We start from the raw sequence: 19,267 nt of genomic DNA, 5'->3' as shown, positions 1-19,267 counted from the left end.
GTCGAACGTAGACAGTCCGGCAAGGGCACGCGAAGAAGCCGACGCCGCCGAGAAATTGAAGCAGAGGGAACGGGACCGGGCCGACGAGAAGGCGCGGCAGGAGCAGCGTGAGGCGGCCGATCGGCTCGCGGAGCACGCGACGCGAGCACGCGATGCGGCGACCAACAGAGAACCTGGCGAGATGGTCCGTGAGGTAGCAGACATAATGCGGGTCGGTCAGCCGACACCCGGAATCGAATCGCCGCACCGAGAACCACCGCAAGCGGGCAGGACTCGCGGCGGCAGAGAAGGGCGGGAACGAGAGCGCGGTGAACGAGAACGTACCCGCGACTGAGCCGATGACTCTCCACCGGCCAACGTCCCACCCTGTCGACTCACACGATTGGCCGCCGGCGAGCGGCGGATCCCATGCGCGGCCGCGCGTTGTTTCAACCGCGACCGGTCAAGCGCCGCCATACCGCCGCGGCCGCGTTGCGTTTCCGGCCTGAATCCGCCACTGCCTGTTGTGCAGGCGCCCCCTGCTGCACTCGTGCGTTCTGTAGCTGCGAATACGCTGTCCGGTCCGTGGGTTGCGTCGCTTGCCGGGGAGTGGGTTGCGCGGCGATGTCGGGTTGCTGTTGCGTCGCTGCGTTCGATGATCGGGGTAGTCGTTCGATTACCGGGAGTTGTTCGGTGGGCTCCTCGTCCGGCTCGTCTACCTCGGCGCGTAACTGGGCGAAGTATGCCTCCACCGACCCGTAGCGGGCGGTCACCTCCTCCACGAAATCCAATGCACCCGATTGCGACCCCATACCACCACTCCTCCAGCTGTTTACCGCCTCGCACAACGACTTTCGCGAAAGCTTCGGTGCCGGTGGGGAAGCCGCCTTCCTCGGGGGCCTCCCCACCGCACGCGGCGCCACCGACCCCGGGTGGGCAGTTCGCCGACTCCACCCCGGAGACACCCGTGCACGGCGGCGCATACGCACTCTAGAGCCACCGCAACCACTTTCAGCAAATCTCTGGCGAGTCGTTCGGCGTGTCTTTTGCTGGATCGAGAATACCGGACAACAACGACCAATTCCTTGCGAAAGGTACCGGTAGAGTTACGATTTCGGCGGCGTGGCGAACGGTAGCCGACGCCGCGGCGGCGATCAGAGCGCGCACAGCTATCCACGGGCGACCGCGCCGCCCGGGCCGGGGAGCGGGGTGCCGACAGCGGGTGGTGCGGGCTCGGAGTTGGTGGCGTCGGCGCCGAATCGACCAGGCCTCGCGGGCAGCTGGACGGTCGGGCAAGCCGGTCGGCCTCGGTATACTGGCCATTCGGCACCAGACTAGGGGCGGCGGGAGTGGACTACGGCGACAAGCTCTTCTGGCTCTCGGTCCTGATCCAGCGGAGGTACGCGCAGATCTGCGCCGAGTACGACCTGACTTCCTTACAGGCCACGCTGCTGTGCGCGATCAAGGACGAGCCGCGGCAGATGGCGTACCTCGCCGCCGCGCTCGGGATGACCAAGAACGCGCTGAGCCAGCTCGTCGATCGCACCGAGCGGCGCGACCTGGTCAGCCGAGCGAGTTCGGAGCACGACCGGCGGGTCATCATGCTCAGCGTGACGCCCGCGGGGAAGGTGCTCGCCGAGGCGGTGTTCGCCGAGACCGCCAAGCGCCTGCCCGACGTCGCGGAGAACCTCGACGCCGACGACCAGCGCGACCTCGAACGCCTGGCCACGGCCATCGTGGACAGGTCGGATGTCTCGGCGTCCACCTCGTCCTGACATACCGCGCAGTCCTCCTGGGCACCCTCATGCTTGGCACAAGTTCATGCCATGAACAAGTATTGTTCATGGCATGAACTAGTTGGGTTCATGCCATGCCCTAGCGAGAGGTGACGACATGGTCACGCGGGAAAACGGTGCGATCGCGGTCTTCGGTGCGACGGGACAGCAGGGCGGGGCGGTCGTCGACGCGCTCCTGGCCCGAGGAGCGCGGGTGCGGGCCCTCGTCCGCACCCCCGGGTCCGATCGAGCGCAGGCGCTGGCCGCCCGCGGCGTCGAGCTGGCGACCGTCCGGATCGACGATCCGGCGTCAACGGTCGCCGCGCTGGAGGCGGTCGACGCGTTCTACTTCATGACCCCGGAGGCGAACAGCCTCGAGGAGATCGAGGAGGAGGTCCGAGTGGGCACCGCCCTCGTCGATGCGGCGGCCGCAGCGCGCGTGCCTCACGTCGTGTTCAACTCGGTCTTCGGAGCGGATCGCGAAACGGGTGTGCCGCACCACGACTCGAAGCACCGGATCGAGGAATACCTGAAGCTTTCCGGCCTGAGGGCCACGATGGTTCGCCCGACCGCCTTCATGGAGAACTTCGCGACCGTGATGGCGCCGAGCCTGGAGAACGGAACGATCGTGGTGAGGATGCCGCTGCCGAACGACATCCCCCTGAAGATGATCTCGATCAAGGACATCGGCCAGGTCGCCGCCGCGATCCTGCTCGACACCGCGGACGTGCCCGGCGGAGCCATCGAGCTCATCGGCGACCAGCCGACGGGCCCCCAGATCGCCGCCGCGTTCGGCGCGCGCGCCGGGCTACCGGCACGCTACGAGACCCTGCCGCTGAGCGTCCTCGGCAACGACCTCGACAAGGCGATGTTCCGTCAGTTCGCCGAGGCGCCCGAACACCCGTCGGACCTGGCAGCAGTGAAGGCGATCGAGCCAACCACCCGGGACCTGCCCGAGTGGATCCGCTCCACCGGCTGGACCACGCCCGCGGACCGGGTCCGTTCCTAGCACTCCAGCCGTAGGCCGTGATCTTGCCGGCGTGGCGGTCCCGGACGGCTGGAGTACCAGGCGCGGCGATGAATTCGACTGCGCGACGTCGTCATATCGAATACGTCCGCGTGGACTGTGCGAGTCCGAACACGAAAGAGCCAACTATGTCTGTATCAGTGCTGGATATGTCGATGTCGCTCGACGGGTATATCGCAGATTCCGATGACTTCCTCGGCGGCGAGGACGGTGAGCGGTTGCACCGGTGGGCCGATGAGACCGATGTGTCCGGGCCGGTCGGGCGTTTTCAGGAGGAGTGGAACGCTGCGGGTGCGGTGCTGTCGGGCCGGCGGACTGCCGAACTGATGGACCACTGGGGTGGTGATCACAACGGTAGCCCGATCTTTGTGCCCAGCCACCGGCCGCCTTCGCCGGCGGCTCGCTGGGGCTATCCGCTGGTGACCTACGTGCGGGACGGGATCGAAAGCGCGATGGCACAGGCGAAAGCCGCTGCGGGGCAGCGGGATGTGCAGATACGTGGCGGCGCGTACACCGTGCGGGAGGCGTTGGCCGCCGGGGTGCTGGATGAAGTGCAGATCCATTTGATTCCGGTGTTGCTCGGTCGTGGGCATCGCTTGTTCGATGTGTTGCCGTCGGAGATCGAACTCGAAGTTGTCGAGGTGATCAATACGCCTGCGGCTACTCATATTCGCTATCGCGTCCGCCGCTGAGTCTTCGAAATACTCCTAGCCCACTCGGCTGAACGCGGCCGTCACGCGGTTTCGCAGCGGAGCGAGGGGGCGCGGGTCGATGTCGCGGAGGGCCTCGGTGAGCAGCCGGATCGGTTCGGCGCACGTGGGATAGCGGTCGGCGGGGTCCTTGGCGAGTGCGCGGTGCAGAACGGCGTCGGCCTCGGGCGGAATCCAGTGCTTGCGCTCGGACAGGTCGGGCGGCGCGTCGTGGAGCTGGGCCTGCGCGGTGGTCATCAGGTCCCCGCGCGGGAACGGCGGTCTCCCGGTGAGCAGTTCGATCGCGGAACAGGCCAGGGCGTACTGATCGGTTGCGGGCGAGATCGTGCCCGCTTTCAGCAGTTCCGGTGCGGCATACGGCACCGAGACGACGACGAGGCCGTCGGTGGCCAGCGGCGGCTCGGGCCGATCCAGCCAGCGGGACTGGTCGAAGTCGGAAATCTTCACCGTCGCACGACGATTCGTGCCGACGAGCACGTTCGCCGGTTTGACGTCGAGATGAACCACGCCGTTGGCGTGCGCGAAGTCCAGACCCGCCGCCACCCGGGTCAGCAGCGGCAGCACCCGGGCCAGGTGCGGATTCTGGTGCGGCATCCGCACGAGTTCCAAACCCGTTGTGCCCGCGACGTATTCGTGTGCCGACCAGAGCCGCCCGGCGGTTTCGCCGTGGTCGTACATGCGCACGATATGGGGATGGCGCAAGGCCGACAGGATGTCGAACTCGTGCACGAACCGCGCCCGCGCCGCCGCGGAACGGCTGGCCTCGGGCCCCAGAATCTTCAGTGACACCGGGCGCGACCGTTCGATGTCCTCGGCAAGGAACACCTCGCTGCTGCCGCCTCGGCCGAGCCGGGTTCGCAGCAGAAATCCCGCGAAACGCTCGCCTGGCTCCGGTACCACACCCTCACCATAGTCCGCCACCCCCCGGGTCGACAGGCCTCGACCTTCGCATCAGGTAAAGCTGTCGGGCAGTGAGCATCGTCATGGTGCTCGATGGCCGCCGGGGGCGTAATTTCGTTTATTAGCGAAATAGCGAACGGTGGTGACGATGCTCGACGAGTGCAAGGCCCTGTCGAACGAGACTCGGCTGCGCATCCTGGAGTGGCTCAAGGACCCGGACGCGAACTTCCCGGAGCGCGGCGCGGATACGGCGGGTCTCGGCGTGTGCGTCGGGCTCCTCCAGCAGAAGGCGGGGACCTCGGCGTCGACCATGTCGGCGCACCTGGCGATCCTGCAGCGCGCCGGATTCCTGTCCGCCACCCGGCGTGGGCAGTGGACCTACTACCGCCGCGACGAGGCCCGCATCCGGGCCTTCACCGAGCAACTCCACCACGCGCTCTGAACCGCGCGTGCCCCGACCACAGGAAAGGCAGCGTCCGATGGCCACCGCCCTGTCCCTTCTCGACCTGGCATCGATAGAACCCGGCCGCACCGCTCGCGACAGCTTCGCCAACAGCGTGGCGCTGGCGCGCGCCGGTGAGCGCAGCGGGTACCGGCGGGTCTGGTACGCCGAGCACCACAACATGGGCTCGATCGCGTCCAGTGCCACCAGCGTGCTCATCGGCTACGTCGCGGCGCATACCGACACCATCCGGCTCGGCGCGGGCGGCATCATGCTGCCCAACCATTCGCCGCTGGTGATCGCGGAACAGTTCGGGACCTTGGAGACCCTGTTCCCCGGCCGGATAGATCTGGGCCTCGGCCGGGCGCCGGGCAGCGACCAGAAGACGATGCTGGCGCTGCGCCGCAATCCCTCCTCGGCGGATTCATTCCCCCAGGACGTGCTGGAACTGCAGGGCTACCTGACGGGCGAGACACGGGTGCCGGGCGTGCAGGCGGTGCCGCGCGCCGAAGGCGTTGTGCCGCTCTACATTCTGGGATCGTCGCTGTTCGGCGCCCAGCTCGCGGCGCATCTGGGCCTGCCCTACGCCTTCGCCTCCCACTTCGCCCCGGACGCGCTGCACCAGGCGGTCGAGGTCTACCGGGACACCTTCCGGCCGTCGCGGCAACTGGCCGAGCCCTACGTGATGGCCGGCGCCAACGTGTTCGCCGCCGAGGACCACGACGCGGCCGTCGAGCAGAAGACGATCGCCTACCGTGCCCGCGCCCGCATGATGATCCGGCGCGGCGCGGCCGGCCCCGATTTCAGCGACGCCGAGATCGATGCGTTCCTCGCCTCTCCCAACGGGCAGTCGCTCGCGTCGATGACCCGGTACACCGCCGTCGGCACGCCCGCCGAGGTGCACGAGTTCCTGGGCGAGTTCGCCGCGTCCATCCAGGCCGACGAACTCATCCTGGCCCACGGCGCCACCGGGATCGACGACCGCGTGCGGTCGGTCGAATTGACCGGGGCGGCCGACGGCGCGGCGGCGGTGCACGGTTCCGGTCAGCAGCGCGAGGCATTTCTATAACAAGTTCTAGTTTGCTGTGATAGCGTGACCGCCCGTCCGCAGGATGGAACGGAGGGTCCGATGGGGTTTGTCGAGCCCGATCTGCCCGTGGTCGACATGGCGCAGTGGAGCCGGGGCAGTCGCAGCGAACGAATCAGGCCGATGGCCCGGCACTGGGCCGAGGTGGGCTTCGGCACTCCGGTCGTGCTGCACCTGTCCTATGTCGGCAAGATCTGCCTCTACATCCTCGGCGGGTGGTTGTTCGCGCTGACCACCAGCGGCATCGACGGATTCACCCGGGTGGGCTCGTGGTGGTCGGAGCCGATCGTCTTCGAGAAGGTCGTGCTGTACACGCTGCTGTTCGAGGTGGTCGGGCTCGGCTGCGGCTTCGGACCGCTGAACAACCGGTTCTTCCCGCCCATGGGGTCGGTCCTGTATTGGTTGCGCCCCAAGACGATTCGGCTACCGCCCTGGCCGGGCCGAATCCCGTTGACCGAGGGCGACACCCGGACACCGGTGGACGTCGCCCTCTACGCGGCGCTGCTGGCGCTGCTGGTGTGGGCGCTGCTGGCCGACGGCACCGGGCCGGTACCGGAGCTGGACACCACCGTCGGCCTGCTGCCGGTCTGGCATATCGTGGCGATCCTCGGTGTGCTGGCCGTGCTCGGGCTGCGCGACAAGGTCATCTTCCTGGCGGCGCGCGGCGAGGTGTACGCCACGCTGGCGGTTACCTTCCTGTTCGCCGGGGCCGATGTGCTCGTCGGGTCCAAGGTCGTGTTCCTGGTCATCTGGATGGGTGCGGCGACCTCGAAGCTCAACCACCACTTCCCGTTCGTGGTGTCCACGATGATGTCCAACAGTCCGGTGATGCGGCCGCGGTGGATCAAGCGGAAGTTCTTCGAGAACTTCCCCGACGACCTGCGACCGGGGCGGTGGTCGCGAATCGTGGCGCACACCAGCACGGCGGTGGAGATGCTGGTGCCGCTGGTGCTGTTCTGCTCCGGCGGCGGCTGGCCCACGACGGTGGCCGCGGCGGTCATGCTGCTGTTCCACCTGGGAATCCTGACCGCCATCCCGATGGGCGTCCCGCTGGAGTGGAACGTCTTCATGATCTTCGGCATGGGATCGCTGTTCGTCGCGCACGCCGATATCGGGCTCGGCGATCTGGGCAATCCGGTGCCGGTGGCGGTGTTGTTCGTGGTGCTCGCGGGGACCGTCGTCGCCGGAAACCTGTTCCCGCGCAAGGTTTCCTTCCTGCCGGGCATGCGGTACTACGCCGGCAACTGGGACACCACCCTGTGGTGCGTGAAACCGTCGGCCGCGGCGAAGATCGGGACCGGCGTCGTCGCGATCGCCAGCATGCCGCAGGCTCAGCTGGAGCGGTACTACGGCAAGGACCGCGCGCAGATCCCGCTCTATCTCGGCTACGCGTTCCGCGCCATGAACACACACGGCCGCGCGTTGTTCACCCTGGTGCACCGCGCCCTGCCGGAGGGCCGCGAGGACGAGTACACGATCACCGACGGCGAACGCATCTGCAGCACGGCTGTCGGCTGGAACTTCGGCGACGGCCACATGCACAACGAGCAGCTCATCGCGGCCCTGCAGCGCCGGTGCCGATTCGAGCCCGGCGAGGTGCGGGTCATCCTGCTCGACGCGCAGCCGATCCATCGGCAAGAGCAGGCGTACCGCTTGGTCGACGCGGCCACCGGCGAATTCGAGCGCGGCGTGGTGCGGGTGGCCGACATGGTGACCCGGCAGCCGTGGGCGGACGACCTGCCGGTGCACGTCGACGGCGCGAAGTGATCCTGTTAGGTTCGGACGAGTGTCCAGTGAGGTGTCTTCCATGGGGTCGGACGCGGGCTTGCCGCCGCACACACCGGTGATCGTCGGCGTCGGCCAGATCTCCGAGCGCATCGGTGAGCCGGGTTATCGCGGCTTGTCCGCCGCCGAGCTGGCGGCCGCGGCGGTGCGCGCCGCCGTGGCCGATTCCGAAGGCGAGGCCGAAAGGATTGTCGCGGAACTGGATACGGTCGCCGCGATCCGCGCGTTCGACGATTCGAGCGCGTTCGCCCGCGCCGCTCTGGGCGCGCCGGACAATGTGCCGCGCGCCGTGGCAGGTCGGATCGGCGCCCGGCCGCGCCGGGCGATCCTCGCACCGACCGGCGGGCAGACGCCGCAGCAAGTGGTCACCGAGTTGTGCGGCGAGATAGCCGCGGGCAACTCGGAGGTCGCGGTGGTCTTCGGCGCCGAGGCGATCTCCACGGTCCGCGACCTCGCGACCCGGCCGCGCGCGGAGCGCCCCGATTTCGCCGAGCGAGTGGACGGTTCGCTGGAGGATCGCGGTTACGGCATCGAGGGGATGACGCCCTCGCAGGGCGTGCTGCATCGGATGGTGGAGCCGGCGGTGTCGTACACGGTGCTGGAGAATGCCCGCCGGGCGCGCTCGGGCCTCTTGCCGCGGGAGTACGCGCGGGCCATGGGCGAGCTGTTCAGCCGGTTCAGCGCGGTCGCCGCCGGTAACCCGCACGCGGCGGCGCCCAGCGCGCGCGACACCGCGGAGCTGATCGCGGTGGACGACCGCAATCGCCGCATCACCGACGCCTACACCCGGCTGCTGGTCGCTCGCGAACAGGTGAATCAGGCCGCGGCGGTCCTGATCGTGTCGCTGGCGGCGGCGCGGCGGCTCGGTATTCCCCAGTCGCGCATGGTGTTCATGCCGGGGCACGCCGACCTGACCGAGCGGCCGTTGCTCGCGCGGCCGGATCTGAGCAGCAGCCCCGCGGCCGTCGCCGCCGTCCGCTGCGCGCTGGAGTTGGCCGGGGTCGAACTCGACCAGGTGTCGGCGCTGGATCTGTACAGCTGCTTCCCGATCGCGGTGTTCAATCTCTGCGACGGTCTGGGCCTGGCGCCCGACGATCCGCGTGGTCTCACGGTCACCGGCGGCCTGCCGTACTTCGGTGGTCCCGGCAACAACTACACCACCCATGCCATCGCGGAAATCGTTGCGCGCGTGCGCGATCGGCCCGGCAGCTACGGGATGGTGGCCGCCAACGGGGGAGTGCTCAGCAAGCATTCGGTGGGCGTCTACACGACGACACCGAGCGCCTGGCGTCCCGCGCGTATCGCCGCGGCGCGGGCCGAACTGGACGCGGTGCCGGGTGTGCGATCGGTGTACCACGCCGACGGCCGGGCGACCGTGGAGAGCTGCGCCGTGCGGTTCGAACGCGAGGGTTCGGCCGTCGCCATCGTGGTGGGCAGGCTCGACGACGGCAGCCGGTTCATCGCCAATGTGCTCGAACAGGATACGGAGCTGGTCGACGCGCTGGCCGGAGATACCGAGCCGATCGGGAGACACGTTTTCGTCCGATCGACCCCCGACGGCAACCGGGTCGCGTCCACCCGCGAACTGCTCGACGCACACCTGGGGCCGCGGGTGCCGGTGCTGCGGGAGTCCTACACGCACGTCGTCGTCACGCGATCGGAGCATGTGCTCGAGGTGATGATCGACCGTCCCGAGGCGGGTAACGCGCTGAACGCCCAGGCGCAGCGCGAACTCGACGAGATCTTCACCGCGTTCCAGCACGACGACGAGCTGTGGGTCGCGGTTCTCAGCGGCGCGGGTGACGAAACCTTCTGCACCGGAACCGATCTGAGCGACCTCATGTCGCCGCTGCAACTGCTGGCGCAGCCGCGCAGCGGGTTCGGCGGACTGTCGGCGCGGGAGTCGGCGAAGCCGGTGATCGCGGCGGTGAACGGCCGCGCGGACAGCGGCGGGCTGGAACTCGTGCTCGCCTGTCACCTCGTCGTCGCCGACGAGTCGGCCTCGTTCGCGTTGCCCGACACCGGGATCGGGCAGGCGCCGGGACCCGGCGTGCTGGTGCGTCTGCCCCGGATCGTCGGCCGGGCGCTGGCGCACGACATGATCGTCACCGGCCGCCGCATCGACGCGGCCGAGGCCGTCGCCGCCGGACTGGTGGCGCGCACGGCCCCGACCGGCAAGGCCCGGACCGTGGCCCGCCAGCTCGCCGCCGATATCGCCGCCCGCTCACCGGTCGCCATCCGCGCCGCGCTGGCGTTCATGGCGCACGCCGACCGGACCGCCGACCCGCTCGCCGCCATCGGGGAGCCCGCCCCGCTGCTGGACAAGCTCATCGCCCACCGCGACCCGGTCGAAGGACTCGCGGCGCTGCGCGAGGGCCGAATTCCGCACTGGCACAACCCCTGATCGGCGGGCTGCGCTCAGGACCGGCGGGTGCGCCTCCGCAGCAGCACCGCGACGAGCACGCCCGCGACGACGACGCCGCCGAGCGCCGCGGCCAGGATCCACACCAGCGGCATTGCGTCGTCGGATGCCGTGAGCGGCGCGGCGCTGTCGCCGGGCGCGCGGTCCTCGGAGCCGAAGGTCTCCTGCTGCGCGGCGCCGCCGTAGGACGGTCCCGGCTCCCGCTCGCCGGTGACGTTCAGCTCCAGCCGGATCGGGACCGGACCGGCCTTGCCCTCGTCGTGGATCGGCGGGCCCACGGCGACCGCGATGTAATACCAGCCGGCGAGGGCCTGATCCCGGAGCTTGTTGTCGTTCGCCGTGCGATTGGCATAGCGCACCGGCGCCGTCGCGAGCGCCGGTCTACCGGTCGGCAGGACATTCTCCGCGCCGCCGTAGGAGGTGGTGTCCGAGGCGATTTCCTTGCGGTACGGGGCATACAGGGTGGTATTGATATTCGAGATGTATTCGACGCCGTGCCCCTGCGTGGCGGCGTAGCGCACGCGGTAGGCCAGGCCTTGACCCCACTCCAATTTCACGCGGTAGAAAACGAATTCGCCGCGCTGCAAGGTATCGGAATAGCTGCCGGAACCCGCCAGCGGGGCCGCCACGTTGAACGAGCCGCCACCCGTCACCGGGACGGCCGCCCCGCCCGGGTCGTGGAATTCGGTCTCCGTCGCCGCGGCCGCGGGCCCGGCGTCCGAAACCGGCGGCTCCACACCGACATTCATCTCCAGTGGCAGCGTTTCGGGCGCGTTGTCCGCGACGTGCGCCCATTCCAGGCTGAAGTAGTAGCGGCCGCCGCCCGTGCAATTGCGCTTGCCGCCCGCCGCCGCGGTGTCGGTCGCGCCTTTCCACACCTCGGCCACGGTCAGCGTCACGCCGTCGGAGGAGCGGGTGGCCAACTCGTTCTCGTAGACGTGGCAGTCCTGCCCTTCGGCGCCGTAGACGCGCAGATCGAGCCGGTTGTTGGACAACGCCCCCTCGCCCCCGCGCGGGAACGACACGGTGCCGCTGAAATAGGCGGTGGCGCCCTGCGGCACGTCGACCGCGTAGTAGCGCGGCGTCTTCCGGCCGATGGTGTCGAGATACTGCCCGGGCACGGCCGCCGGTGCGTTGCGATAGGTGGGCGTGCCCGTGATGCGCGCGCCCGCCGGTGCGTAGTTGCGCAGGGCCGCGGCGCTGACGCGAGGCAGCACCTGTTCGAGGATCTTGCCGTCGGCCGCGTCGGTGTAGGTGCCGCCGGTGGTCTGCGCAATACAGGCGAGCTGCGCCCGCGCGGCCTCGTCGACACCGAAACCGATGGCGTGCACGACGATTCGCGTGCCCTGGCGGCTCAGCTCGCGGGCGACCTCGCACGGATCCGGCGGCGCGCAGGTGTCGATGCCGTCGGAGACCAGCACGATCGACCGCGGTCCCGAGGCGGGCAAGGCCTGCGCGGCCGCGCGGAGCGAGGCGCCGATGGGGGTGTACCCGCTCGGGACGATCCGATCGACCGCCTCGATCAGCGCCGGTTTGTCGATGGTCTCCGGCGCGCGCAGCACCCGCACATCGCGGCAGCCCGCGGCCTGCTCGGCCGCCGAGGAACCGGTCGCCGTGCCGTACACCGACAGCCCGACCTTCGACGCCGCGGGCGCCGCGGTGACGAAGCCGCGCACCGCGTCCTTGGCGGCATCCATCTTCGTGCCGCCGCCGGGGTCTGCGGCCAGCATCGATCCGGACGCGTCGAGCACCAGCATGGTCGGCGCGTAGTCGGGTTGCTGTGCCGTCGCCGGTGCGGCCGCGGGAAGTAGGCCGATCAGCCCCGCGGTGGTTAGTCCGACGATTTTCGCCACTCGCGACACGATGACCGAACTCCGTTCCACTGCTGCCGTGTTTGTCGCGTATGTCGCGAAACGGCGTTGCCGGACTCTACTGCATTCGCCGGCGAGACAACCACGCGCAACCCGTCGATATGGCTAGGATCGCAATACTTTCCGAACGGGAGTTTTTCCAGACTAGGGAGTTTCGACGATGAAACGTATGGTTTCGGCCGCCGCGGTCGCCGCATTTCTCGGTGCGGGAGTCGCCGTCGCCGCGCCCGCCATGGCCGATGGCGGCGAGCCGTGTCAGCTCGGATGGTCGAATGTCGGGCCGCGTACCTGCGCGAAAACCGACTTCCAGCTCAGCCCGGTGTTCACCCTCGGAAACGGCGTGTGCGCGGGTCTGATGAACGCCGGCGGCACCGCCTTCGACGGCCCGCTCTACCAGTATTCCGAGGCGCCGGGCGCCGAGCATTCGGTGGTACTGCGTATTACCCAGGGCTTCTCGCCGGTGGGGGAATGGGGTCCGCAGTTGCTGGCCTGCGACGTGACGGCGATTCTCGACTGGCGCAATCTCGACTCCGGTGCGGCGGGCAGCGTGAGCCGTTTCGTCCCGGCCGGGCAGCGCCTGACCGCGGCCATCCTGGTGGCGGACACCGGTCCGGGCCGAGTTCAGCTCACCCTCCGGACCGACAAGCCGAATATCCCGGCCTCCGCCGAGGTCTTCGTGCCGTAAGTCTCGGCCCCGACGCTTATCGCCCATGGCGACAGCGTCCTGTTCGGTTACCGTGACCGACGACCGGCGGCGCCCCGCGCCGTCGGTTCCGGTCGCCGCTCACACCAGGGCGCGCGGCCGAGGGCACGGATCAGGGGGAGAGATGTCCGCGACATCCGATGACCGCTTCCGAAATGCGCTGTCGCGGTGGGTAACCGCCGTGCTCGCGGTCCCGACGGTGGCGTTGAGTGCGCTGCTGGTGTTCGTCGTCGAGCGGTGCGCCGGGCCGTGGGTGGCGGTCGTGCTCGGCGGAATCTGGGTGTTCGCGGGCGTCGTACTGTTCGACGCGGCGTGGTTCACCCCGAACCGGCAGTCGTGGGCCGCCTTCTACGGATTCCGCAAGGCGATCGGGCGGGAGTCGGAAATCCTCACTGCCGCTTGGGAAAACGTGACCCGCGCACCGGGCCTGGACGGCTGGCCGTATTCGCTGTGGGTGCAGCAGTCCGCGTCGCTGAACGCCTACGCCGCACCGACCCGGATCGTCGCCGTGACCAGCTGGGCGATCGTGACGCTGCGCCCGCGCCGGCTGGAAGCCGTTCTCGCCCATGAACTCGGCCATCATGTCGCCGGCGACCAGCGTCTGCGATTGCTCGCCGCCTGGAGCGCGATTCCGGGCACTGTGGTGAAACGTCTTGCGGCCGCGGCGGGTCGACCGTTCGGTGCGCTGGGGCGCGCCGCGATCGTGATCAGATTCGTGCTCGCCCTGGGATTACTGACGACGCTATATTTCGTCCTGGCCGATACCACGGGCAGGCCGGTCGCCGTCTCGCTGTGCGCGCTGTTCGCCGTCGAGCCGCTCACCGCCGCGGCGCGGTCCCGCCGCGCGGAATTCGCCGCCGACCGATTCGCCGCGGATCTCGGGTACGGTCGCGACCTCGCGGTGGCCCTGCGCCGATGGCAACGGGACTACTCGCCGCCGACCGGCCTGCTCGCCGTGCGGTTGCGCTGGTACGGCGGTCATCCGCCGATCGCCGATCGGTTGCGCGCGTTGCGAACCCAGCATGGTCACGGCGGTTCCGGCCGCAGTGGCCCGCCCGACTGACATCGACCCGAGCGCCGCCCGTTACGACGCGTCCCCGGGGTCCTCGCCCCGTTCGCGAACAGATGATTGCGTGCGGCGCAGCGATGTCCACGCCTCGAGGTCCTCCTCGAGGATCTCGTTCAGTTCCCGCATGGTCTCGCGGGCCAGCAGGTCGCGGTCCTCGCCGGACGCCTGCCGCAGTTCGGTGGTGCGGAGCAGGGTTTGCAGCTGGCCCAGGATCACGCTGCGCTGCACCCACATCTCGCGATGCCGGTACAGGCCGTCCCACGCGGTGATGACGCCGATCGAGGCGGCCAGGCCGGTGCTGAACAGGCCGAGCCACGGCGCGTCGGACACGGCGATGGCGGTGCCGAGCACGGCGATGAGGCCGTTGGCCACGGCCGTCCACACCACGACGTGCTTGGCGCGGGTCTTCACCACGAACCGCGATCGTTCGTACTCGTCGCGGAAAAGGTGCAGGTAATGCAGGCTGACGCCGAGCGGATCGGCGTCCGCCGGGGGTGACTGGGGGCTGTGCAGGCCGGTGGAGTGCGCCGGTGTCTGCTCGCTGCGGAGCCATCGCCACATGGAAACAGCCGTTCGACGAGGGATGTGCGGAATTCAGCGGGCGTTACGGTAGCACAGTGGTTGCATTGAGGTGGCATTCTGGTTAGGCTGACCGGGTCGGCTCCAACGGATCCGTTCTTCGGTGCAGCGGAAGTGGTGACAGTCATGGCAGTCCTCAACGGAGCGATCACCAGCCACGTGGAGACGGCCCGGCTGCGGCCGTCCGAGCTGGCCCGGCAGTTGGTGCAGCACCTCGGTCCCACCATGGTGGCGCTGGTCGCCGGCGTGCGCGACCGCAAGCTGCCGCACAAGTGGGCTCATGCCGACGGACCCCGCCCGCGTGACGCGGCGCTGGCGCGGCTGCAGGTCGCGCACCGCTGTTGGATCCTGCTCGCCACCTCCGAGAGTGAGGATGTGGCCCGGTCCTGGTTCATCGGCGCCAATCCACGGCTGGGCGAGGAGTCGCCGGCGGTGGCCATCCGTGAGGGTCGTTTTCCCGAAGTGATCGCTGCCGCAGTCGCTTTCGTCGATGGCTCCGGCGACAACTGAATAGCCCCGAGGTCCTCCCCTCCACTAAGCTCTACTCTCGCATGCGGATCCGAGCCGGCGGTGTGAGGGGAATTCTTCGTGTCTATCAGGGATGTCAGGCGCTCCAGTGCCCGGCGGACCTGTTCGAAAACCGGCCTGGTGCTCGTCCCGTCGGCCAGCCGCGAGGTGTACCGGCTGGCGAAACCGTCCTACGGCCCGCTCAATCCGCTGCTGCGCGGGCTGGCCGGTGAGAGTTCCCCGGCGGCCTGGAATCGGTACGACGTGGCGGGGCAGCAGACGGTCTATGCCGCCGATACCGAGGAGGGCGCCTACGGCGAACTGCTCGCACCGCTCAAGCCGCGGCTGCCCGTCGCCGCGTCGACCTACTTCGACGATGTCGGCCCCGACGCCGAATTGGACTCCCTGATCAGGGAGGAATGGGAGAACGCCGGTTTCCGCGCGCCGCGCGAGATCGATCTGACGTGGCTGACCGAATACCGGCTGTACCGAATCACGTTGCCCACCATGGGATGGTTCATCGATGTCGAGGCCGCGTCGAGCCTGTCCGCGATCGCCAAGTATCCGCCGCCGAGCCTGATCGAACGCGGCATCACGGAGATCACCGTCGCCGAATTGCGCGGCAGCGACCGCGCTCTCACCACGGCGATAGCCACCCGGCTGTGGCCGATTACCCTCGACGACGACAGCCTGGCGCACGGCATCATGTACGGCTCCCGGCACGGCAGCGAATGGAGCTGCTGGGCGATCTGGTTGCGCCGCACCAGAAGTGGCCGCGCGACCAAGGGACTCATTCCCGCCGCCGATCCCGGCGTCGAGGTACTGCCGCCCGCTGTCAATCCGCCCTTGGAGGCGATCCTGACCACCTACGACCTGACGGGTACCTGGTAGCCCGGCCTCAGCGTTGGTGCACGACCATGACCGGGCAGTGCGACTGCTGGACCAGCGTCTGGCTGGTCGAGCCGAGCAGCAGGCCGCGGAATCCGCCGCGCCCGCGACTGCCGACCACCAGCAACTGCGCCGAGCGCGACCAGCCGATCAGGCGATCTCGCGGGCCGGACAGATAGACCTTGCGGACGATCACGACGTCCGGATACTGCTCCTGACACCGGCCCAACTGCTCCTGGAGGGTGCGTTGCGCCTCGGCCTCGGTCATCGGGTCGAGTTCCGGCGGGGCGCCCGGCAGCCCGCCGACGGGAAGATCGCTCCAGGTGTGCACGGCCACCAGCGGCACGCCCAGGGCGGCGGCCTCGGCGAAGGCGACACGTGTCGCCGCCTGCCCGGCCGGATTCCCGTCCACGCCGACCACCACCGGCCGCGCGGACATGTCCGGGTCCTCTTCGTCGGTGCCGCGCACGACCACGATCGCGCCGTGCCCGTGCGCGACGACGGCCATGAGCGTGGAACCCAGCCGGGTCAGCGCGCCGCCGGTGCCGGACACGCCGAGCACCACGAGATGGGCCGACGCGGACTGCTCGATCAGGAACCGGGCCGGGCCCAGATCGGAGACCTCGGTGTCGATATCCAGGTCCGGGGCGGTCTCGCGGGCCAGGGCGACCGCGGCGGCCACGCACTCGTCGGCCTTGCGCCGCAGCTTCTCGAGGGCGTCGGAGGCGCCGATCCGATCCGATCCCAGGAGCAGCCCGGCCGTCGTGAGGCCGAGGCCGTGCAGGATCCGCAGCGGCCGTCCGCGTTCGGCGGCGGTCCGGGCCGCCCACCGGACGGCGCTGTCGGACGCTCTGGAACCGTCCACCCCGACCACGACGTCGCCGGGTGGCCGGGGATCCGCCGCGGGGTTCGTGCCGTGCGTCATGAGCATCCCTCCCTGTGATTGCCAGAAGTATGCTCACGGTATCGGAATTGCGTCCTTCCGCACCGCGGACACGGCCTTGCGGGCGGCCACCAGCACCGGATCCCAGACCGGGGAGAACGGCGGGGCGTAGCCGAGATCGAGGGCGGTCATCTGTTCGACGGTCATCCGGGCGGTCAGGGCCACGGCGGCGATATCGATGCGTTTGCCCGCGCCCTCCCGGCCCACGATCTGCACGCCGAGCAACCGGCCGGTGCGCCGCTCCGCGAGCATCTTCACCGTCATGGGCGCGGCGCCCGGGAAATACCCTGCGCGGCTGGTGGATTCGATGACCACGGTGACGTACTGCAGCCCGACCGCGCGAGCGTCCTTCTCGCGCAGGCCGGTACGCGCGACCTCCAGATCGCAGACCTTGCTGACGGCGGTGCCGACCACGCCGGGGAAGGTGGCGTAGTCGCCGCCGACACCCGCGCCGATAACCTGGCCGTGCTTGTTGGCGTGGGTGCCGAGCGGGATGTGCCGCTGCGAGCCGGACACCAGATCCAGTACCTCGACGCAATCGCCACCGGCCCAGATGTTCTCGTGCCCGCGCACGCGCATCGCCAGGTCGGTCAGCAGCCCGCCGGATGCGCCCAGCGGCAGCCCCGCGGCGCGGGCCAGCTCGGTGGCGGGGCGGACGCCGAGGCCGAGTACCACCACGTCCGCCGGATATTCGGCGTCGTCGGCGGCGACCGCGCGGACCCGGCCCTGCGCGTCGGTGTGGATGGCGGTCACCTCCGTGTCGTCGACGACGTGAATCCCCAGGCCCTGCATGGCTTTCCGGATCAGGACGCCCATGTCGGGGTCGAGGGTGGACATGGGCTCGGCGCCGCGGTTGAGCATCGTCACCTGGTAGCCGCGGTTGATCAGCGCCTCCGACATCTCGACGCCGATGTACCCGGCGCCCACCACCACCGCGCGGCGGCCCCGGGTGGAGTCGAGCGTGTCGATGAGGGCCTGGCCGTCGTCGAGCGTCTGCACGCCGTGCACCCCGGCGGCGTCGATGCCGGGCAGCGGCGGCCGGATCGGGCTCGCGCCGGTGGCGAGCACGAGTTTGTCGAAGTCCGTCCAGGTTTCGGCGCCGGTCTCGAGGTCGTGTGTACGGACCCGGCGACCGGGCACGTCGATCTCGCGCACCTCGGTCCGCAGCCGCAGGTCGATCTCGCGGGCCCGGTGCTCCTCGGGCGTGCGGGCGATCAGGTCGTCGCGGTCGTCCACGTCGCCGCCGACCCAGTAGGGGATACCGCACGCCGAGTAGGAGGTGAAGTGCCCGCGCTCGAACACCACGATGTCCAGCTCGCTCGCCGTCCGCAGCCTGCGGGCCTGCGACGCCGCCGACATCCCGGCCGCGTCCGCGCCGACGATCACCACACGTTCGCTCATGCGGGTCACGTTACGCAGTAGACAATTTTTCGAATCTGTATACCGAGTCTCGGGACTCGTTCTAGATTTGGGGCATGATCGATCCCGGGCCCGAGTTGCTCACCGAGCTGGGGTATTACACGCTGTCGCGGCATCCGGTGCGGCCCGCCGAACTCGTCGCGGAGGCGGCCGAGGCGGAGCGGATCGGTCTGGGGGCGGCGTTCGTCTCCGAGCGATTCAATGTCAAGGACGCCGCCGTGCTGTCGGGGGCGCTCGCCGTGGCCGCGCCCCGGCTCGGGGTCGCCACCGCCGCGACCAATCACCACACCCGGCATCCGCTGGTGACGGCCACGATGGGGGCGACGCTCGCCGAGCTGTCCGGCGGCCGGTTCGCGTTGGGGCTGGGGCGGGGGATCACCGCCCAGTGGCAGGTGCTCGGCCTGCCCACTGTGACCGGGGCGCAGCTGGCCGAATTCGCGGACCTGCTGCGCCGCCTGTGGCGCGGCGAGACCGTGATCGGGCACGACGGCCTGATCGGCGCGTACCCGGCGCTGCATCTCGGTGTCACCCTGGCGACGCCGCCGCCGATCCTGTTGGCCACCATGGGGTCTCGTACGCTCGCTCTCGCCGGTCGGATCGCCGACGCGGTGGTCCTGCACACGTTTCTCGGCGACGAGGCGACCGCGGCGGCGGTCGGCACCGTGCGCGCGGCGGCCGAACGCGCCGGGCGCGACCCGGCGTCGGTGCGGATCTGGGCGGTGCTGGCGACCGTCGACGAGCAGCACGCCGAGAGGGAACGGCTGCGCCGCCTGTACGGTCGGCTGGCCACCTACCTGCAGGGCTACCCGGACGCTCTGATGCGCGCGAACCGTTGGCGGGCAAGCGATCTCGACCGCGTCCGCGCGAGTGCCGCGTTCTCCGGGGCGCGCGGCGCGATCGACGCCACCGCGACACCGGCCGAACTGCGCGAACTGGCCGCGGTGATACCGGACGCCTGGGTGCGCGACTGCGCCACCGGATCCGCCGCCGACTGCGCCGCGGCCGTGACCCGGCAGTTCACCCTCGGCGTCGACTCGGTCATCCTGCACGGCGCCACGCCCGCCGAACTCGCTCCGGTGGTGGCCGCCTACCGGGCCGTCCGCCCGGCCGATCGCCGTCCGCCCGTGAACCCCGGCGCCACCGCCGCAGCAGTGAGGTGAC

The 19,267-nt window shown here is 69.7% G+C and carries 18 protein-coding genes; 12 read left to right on the top strand and 6 right to left on the bottom strand.

What is annotated here, in order from left to right; all coding sequences use genetic code 11:
• Window positions 1-428: 428 nt before the first annotated feature.
• A complete protein-coding gene (locus QH470_RS37100; RefSeq protein WP_280277065.1) occupies window positions 429-791 on the bottom strand; it encodes a hypothetical protein in 363 nt (120 codons plus the stop codon).
• 537 nt (window positions 792-1,328) lie between these two features.
• Between QH470_RS37100 and QH470_RS37095 the strand changes: the two genes are divergently transcribed.
• The 3 genes from QH470_RS37095 to QH470_RS37085 all read left to right on the top strand — a co-directional run bounded on the left by QH470_RS37095 (window position 1,329) and on the right by QH470_RS37085 (window position 3,473).
• A complete protein-coding gene (locus tag QH470_RS37095) occupies window positions 1,329-1,754 on the top strand; it encodes a MarR family winged helix-turn-helix transcriptional regulator (RefSeq protein WP_280277064.1) in 426 nt (141 codons plus the stop codon).
• A gap of 118 nt (window positions 1,755-1,872) precedes the next feature.
• A complete protein-coding gene (locus tag QH470_RS37090) occupies window positions 1,873-2,763 on the top strand; it encodes an NmrA/HSCARG family protein (RefSeq protein ID WP_280277063.1) in 891 nt (296 codons plus the stop codon).
• 167 nt (window positions 2,764-2,930) lie between these two features.
• The gene (locus QH470_RS37085) at window positions 2,931-3,473 is read left to right on the top strand and encodes a dihydrofolate reductase family protein (RefSeq protein WP_280277101.1); all 543 of its coding nucleotides are present in this window, start codon (window positions 2,931-2,933) and stop codon (window positions 3,471-3,473) included.
• Between the two features lie 15 nt (window positions 3,474-3,488).
• Here the strand turns inward: QH470_RS37085 and QH470_RS37080 are convergent, their stop codons facing one another.
• Window positions 3,489-4,391, bottom strand: a complete 903-nt coding sequence (locus QH470_RS37080) for a serine/threonine-protein kinase (RefSeq protein ID WP_280277062.1) — start codon at window positions 4,389-4,391, stop codon at window positions 3,489-3,491.
• A gap of 148 nt (window positions 4,392-4,539) precedes the next feature.
• Here QH470_RS37080 and QH470_RS37075 point away from each other — a divergent pair, with 148 nt between their 5' ends.
• Genes QH470_RS37075 through QH470_RS37060 form a run of 4 tightly spaced genes read left to right on the top strand, consistent with a single transcriptional unit; the run spans window position 4,540 to window position 10,109 of the window.
• The gene (locus QH470_RS37075; RefSeq protein ID WP_280277100.1) at window positions 4,540-4,833 is read left to right on the top strand and encodes an ArsR/SmtB family transcription factor; all 294 of its coding nucleotides are present in this window, start codon (window positions 4,540-4,542) and stop codon (window positions 4,831-4,833) included.
• Window positions 4,834-4,870: 37 nt separating this feature from the next.
• Window positions 4,871-5,902, top strand: coding sequence for an LLM class flavin-dependent oxidoreductase (locus QH470_RS37070; protein ID WP_280277061.1), 1,032 nt, complete (start codon window positions 4,871-4,873; stop codon window positions 5,900-5,902).
• 60 nt (window positions 5,903-5,962) lie between these two features.
• Window positions 5,963-7,687, top strand: a complete 1,725-nt coding sequence (locus tag QH470_RS37065; RefSeq protein WP_280277060.1) for a DUF3556 domain-containing protein — start codon at window positions 5,963-5,965, stop codon at window positions 7,685-7,687.
• 40 nt (window positions 7,688-7,727) lie between these two features.
• Window positions 7,728-10,109, top strand: a complete 2,382-nt coding sequence (locus tag QH470_RS37060) for an acetyl-CoA acetyltransferase (RefSeq protein WP_280277059.1) — start codon at window positions 7,728-7,730, stop codon at window positions 10,107-10,109.
• 14 nt (window positions 10,110-10,123) lie between these two features.
• Here QH470_RS37060 and QH470_RS37055 read toward each other — a convergent pair whose 3' ends face one another.
• A complete protein-coding gene (locus QH470_RS37055) occupies window positions 10,124-11,980 on the bottom strand; it encodes a vWA domain-containing protein (protein WP_280277058.1) in 1,857 nt (618 codons plus the stop codon).
• A gap of 178 nt (window positions 11,981-12,158) precedes the next feature.
• On the opposite strand from QH470_RS37055, the gene QH470_RS37050 reads away from it, so the two are divergent.
• Both QH470_RS37050 and QH470_RS37045 read left to right on the top strand, forming a co-directional pair.
• Window positions 12,159-12,683, top strand: a complete 525-nt coding sequence (locus QH470_RS37050; RefSeq protein ID WP_280277057.1) for a hypothetical protein — start codon at window positions 12,159-12,161, stop codon at window positions 12,681-12,683.
• 142 nt (window positions 12,684-12,825) lie between these two features.
• A complete protein-coding gene (locus QH470_RS37045) occupies window positions 12,826-13,764 on the top strand; it encodes a M48 family metalloprotease (RefSeq protein ID WP_280277056.1) in 939 nt (312 codons plus the stop codon).
• A gap of 21 nt (window positions 13,765-13,785) precedes the next feature.
• On the opposite strand, the gene QH470_RS37040 is transcribed toward QH470_RS37045, so the two are convergent.
• Entirely contained in the window at window positions 13,786-14,331 is a 546-nt protein-coding gene (locus QH470_RS37040) for an SLATT domain-containing protein (RefSeq protein WP_280277055.1), read from the bottom strand.
• 144 nt (window positions 14,332-14,475) lie between these two features.
• Here QH470_RS37040 and QH470_RS37035 point away from each other — a divergent pair, with 144 nt between their 5' ends.
• Together QH470_RS37035 and QH470_RS37030 are read left to right on the top strand one after the other, a co-directional pair.
• Window positions 14,476-14,859 (top strand): hypothetical protein, encoded by a 384-nt coding sequence (locus tag QH470_RS37035; protein WP_280277054.1) that lies wholly within the window; start codon window positions 14,476-14,478, stop codon window positions 14,857-14,859.
• 78 nt (window positions 14,860-14,937) lie between these two features.
• On the top strand, window positions 14,938-15,747 hold the full coding sequence (locus QH470_RS37030; protein WP_280277053.1) for an RES domain-containing protein: 810 nt from the start codon (window positions 14,938-14,940) through the stop codon (window positions 15,745-15,747).
• 7 nt (window positions 15,748-15,754) lie between these two features.
• Here the strand turns inward: QH470_RS37030 and QH470_RS37025 are convergent, their stop codons facing one another.
• Both QH470_RS37025 and QH470_RS37020 read right to left on the bottom strand, forming a co-directional pair.
• Window positions 15,755-16,669, bottom strand: coding sequence for a universal stress protein (locus QH470_RS37025; RefSeq protein WP_280277052.1), 915 nt, complete (start codon window positions 16,667-16,669; stop codon window positions 15,755-15,757).
• 33 nt (window positions 16,670-16,702) lie between these two features.
• Window positions 16,703-18,088, bottom strand: a complete 1,386-nt coding sequence (locus QH470_RS37020) for an FAD-dependent oxidoreductase (RefSeq protein ID WP_280277051.1) — start codon at window positions 18,086-18,088, stop codon at window positions 16,703-16,705.
• A gap of 74 nt (window positions 18,089-18,162) precedes the next feature.
• Between QH470_RS37020 and QH470_RS37015 the strand changes: the two genes are divergently transcribed.
• Window positions 18,163-19,266: a TIGR03857 family LLM class F420-dependent oxidoreductase gene (locus tag QH470_RS37015; protein WP_280277050.1), complete on the top strand. Its 1,104-nt coding sequence runs from the start codon at window positions 18,163-18,165 to the stop codon at window positions 19,264-19,266.
• Window position 19,267: the final 1 nt, after the last annotated feature.

The sequence above is a fragment of the Nocardia wallacei genome, from assembly GCF_029868745.1.
In the GTDB taxonomy this organism is placed as follows: Bacteria; Actinomycetota; Actinomycetes; order Mycobacteriales; family Mycobacteriaceae; genus Nocardia; species Nocardia wallacei_B.
Note: the sequence above shows the minus strand (reverse complement) of the source record. Positions and strands in the feature narration are given on the sequence as shown.

What these genes read in the sequence shown, in the direction of transcription:
- QH470_RS37045 (WP_280277056.1), top strand. Translation starts at nt 12,826, where the DNA reads ATGTCCGCGACATCCGATGACCGCTTCCGAAATGCGCTGTCGCGGTGG.
- QH470_RS37025 (WP_280277052.1), bottom strand. Translation starts at nt 16,669, where the DNA reads ATGACGCACGGCACGAACCCCGCGGCGGATCCCCGGCCACCCGGCGAC.
- QH470_RS37100 (WP_280277065.1), bottom strand. Translation starts at nt 791, where the DNA reads ATGGGGTCGCAATCGGGTGCATTGGATTTCGTGGAGGAGGTGACCGCC.
- QH470_RS37050 (WP_280277057.1), top strand. Translation starts at nt 12,159, where the DNA reads ATGAAACGTATGGTTTCGGCCGCCGCGGTCGCCGCATTTCTCGGTGCG.
- QH470_RS37065 (WP_280277060.1), top strand. Translation starts at nt 5,963, where the DNA reads ATGGGGTTTGTCGAGCCCGATCTGCCCGTGGTCGACATGGCGCAGTGG.
- QH470_RS37020 (WP_280277051.1), bottom strand. Translation starts at nt 18,088, where the DNA reads ATGAGCGAACGTGTGGTGATCGTCGGCGCGGACGCGGCCGGGATGTCG.
- QH470_RS37040 (WP_280277055.1), bottom strand. Translation starts at nt 14,331, where the DNA reads ATGTGGCGATGGCTCCGCAGCGAGCAGACACCGGCGCACTCCACCGGC.
- QH470_RS37070 (WP_280277061.1), top strand. Translation starts at nt 4,871, where the DNA reads ATGGCCACCGCCCTGTCCCTTCTCGACCTGGCATCGATAGAACCCGGC.
- QH470_RS37075 (WP_280277100.1), top strand. Translation starts at nt 4,540, where the DNA reads ATGCTCGACGAGTGCAAGGCCCTGTCGAACGAGACTCGGCTGCGCATC.
- QH470_RS37085 (WP_280277101.1), top strand. Translation starts at nt 2,931, where the DNA reads ATGTCGATGTCGCTCGACGGGTATATCGCAGATTCCGATGACTTCCTC.
- QH470_RS37060 (WP_280277059.1), top strand. Translation starts at nt 7,728, where the DNA reads ATGGGGTCGGACGCGGGCTTGCCGCCGCACACACCGGTGATCGTCGGC.
- QH470_RS37090 (WP_280277063.1), top strand. Translation starts at nt 1,873, where the DNA reads ATGGTCACGCGGGAAAACGGTGCGATCGCGGTCTTCGGTGCGACGGGA.
- QH470_RS37015 (WP_280277050.1), top strand. Translation starts at nt 18,163, where the DNA reads ATGATCGATCCCGGGCCCGAGTTGCTCACCGAGCTGGGGTATTACACG.
- QH470_RS37035 (WP_280277054.1), top strand. Translation starts at nt 14,476, where the DNA reads ATGGCAGTCCTCAACGGAGCGATCACCAGCCACGTGGAGACGGCCCGG.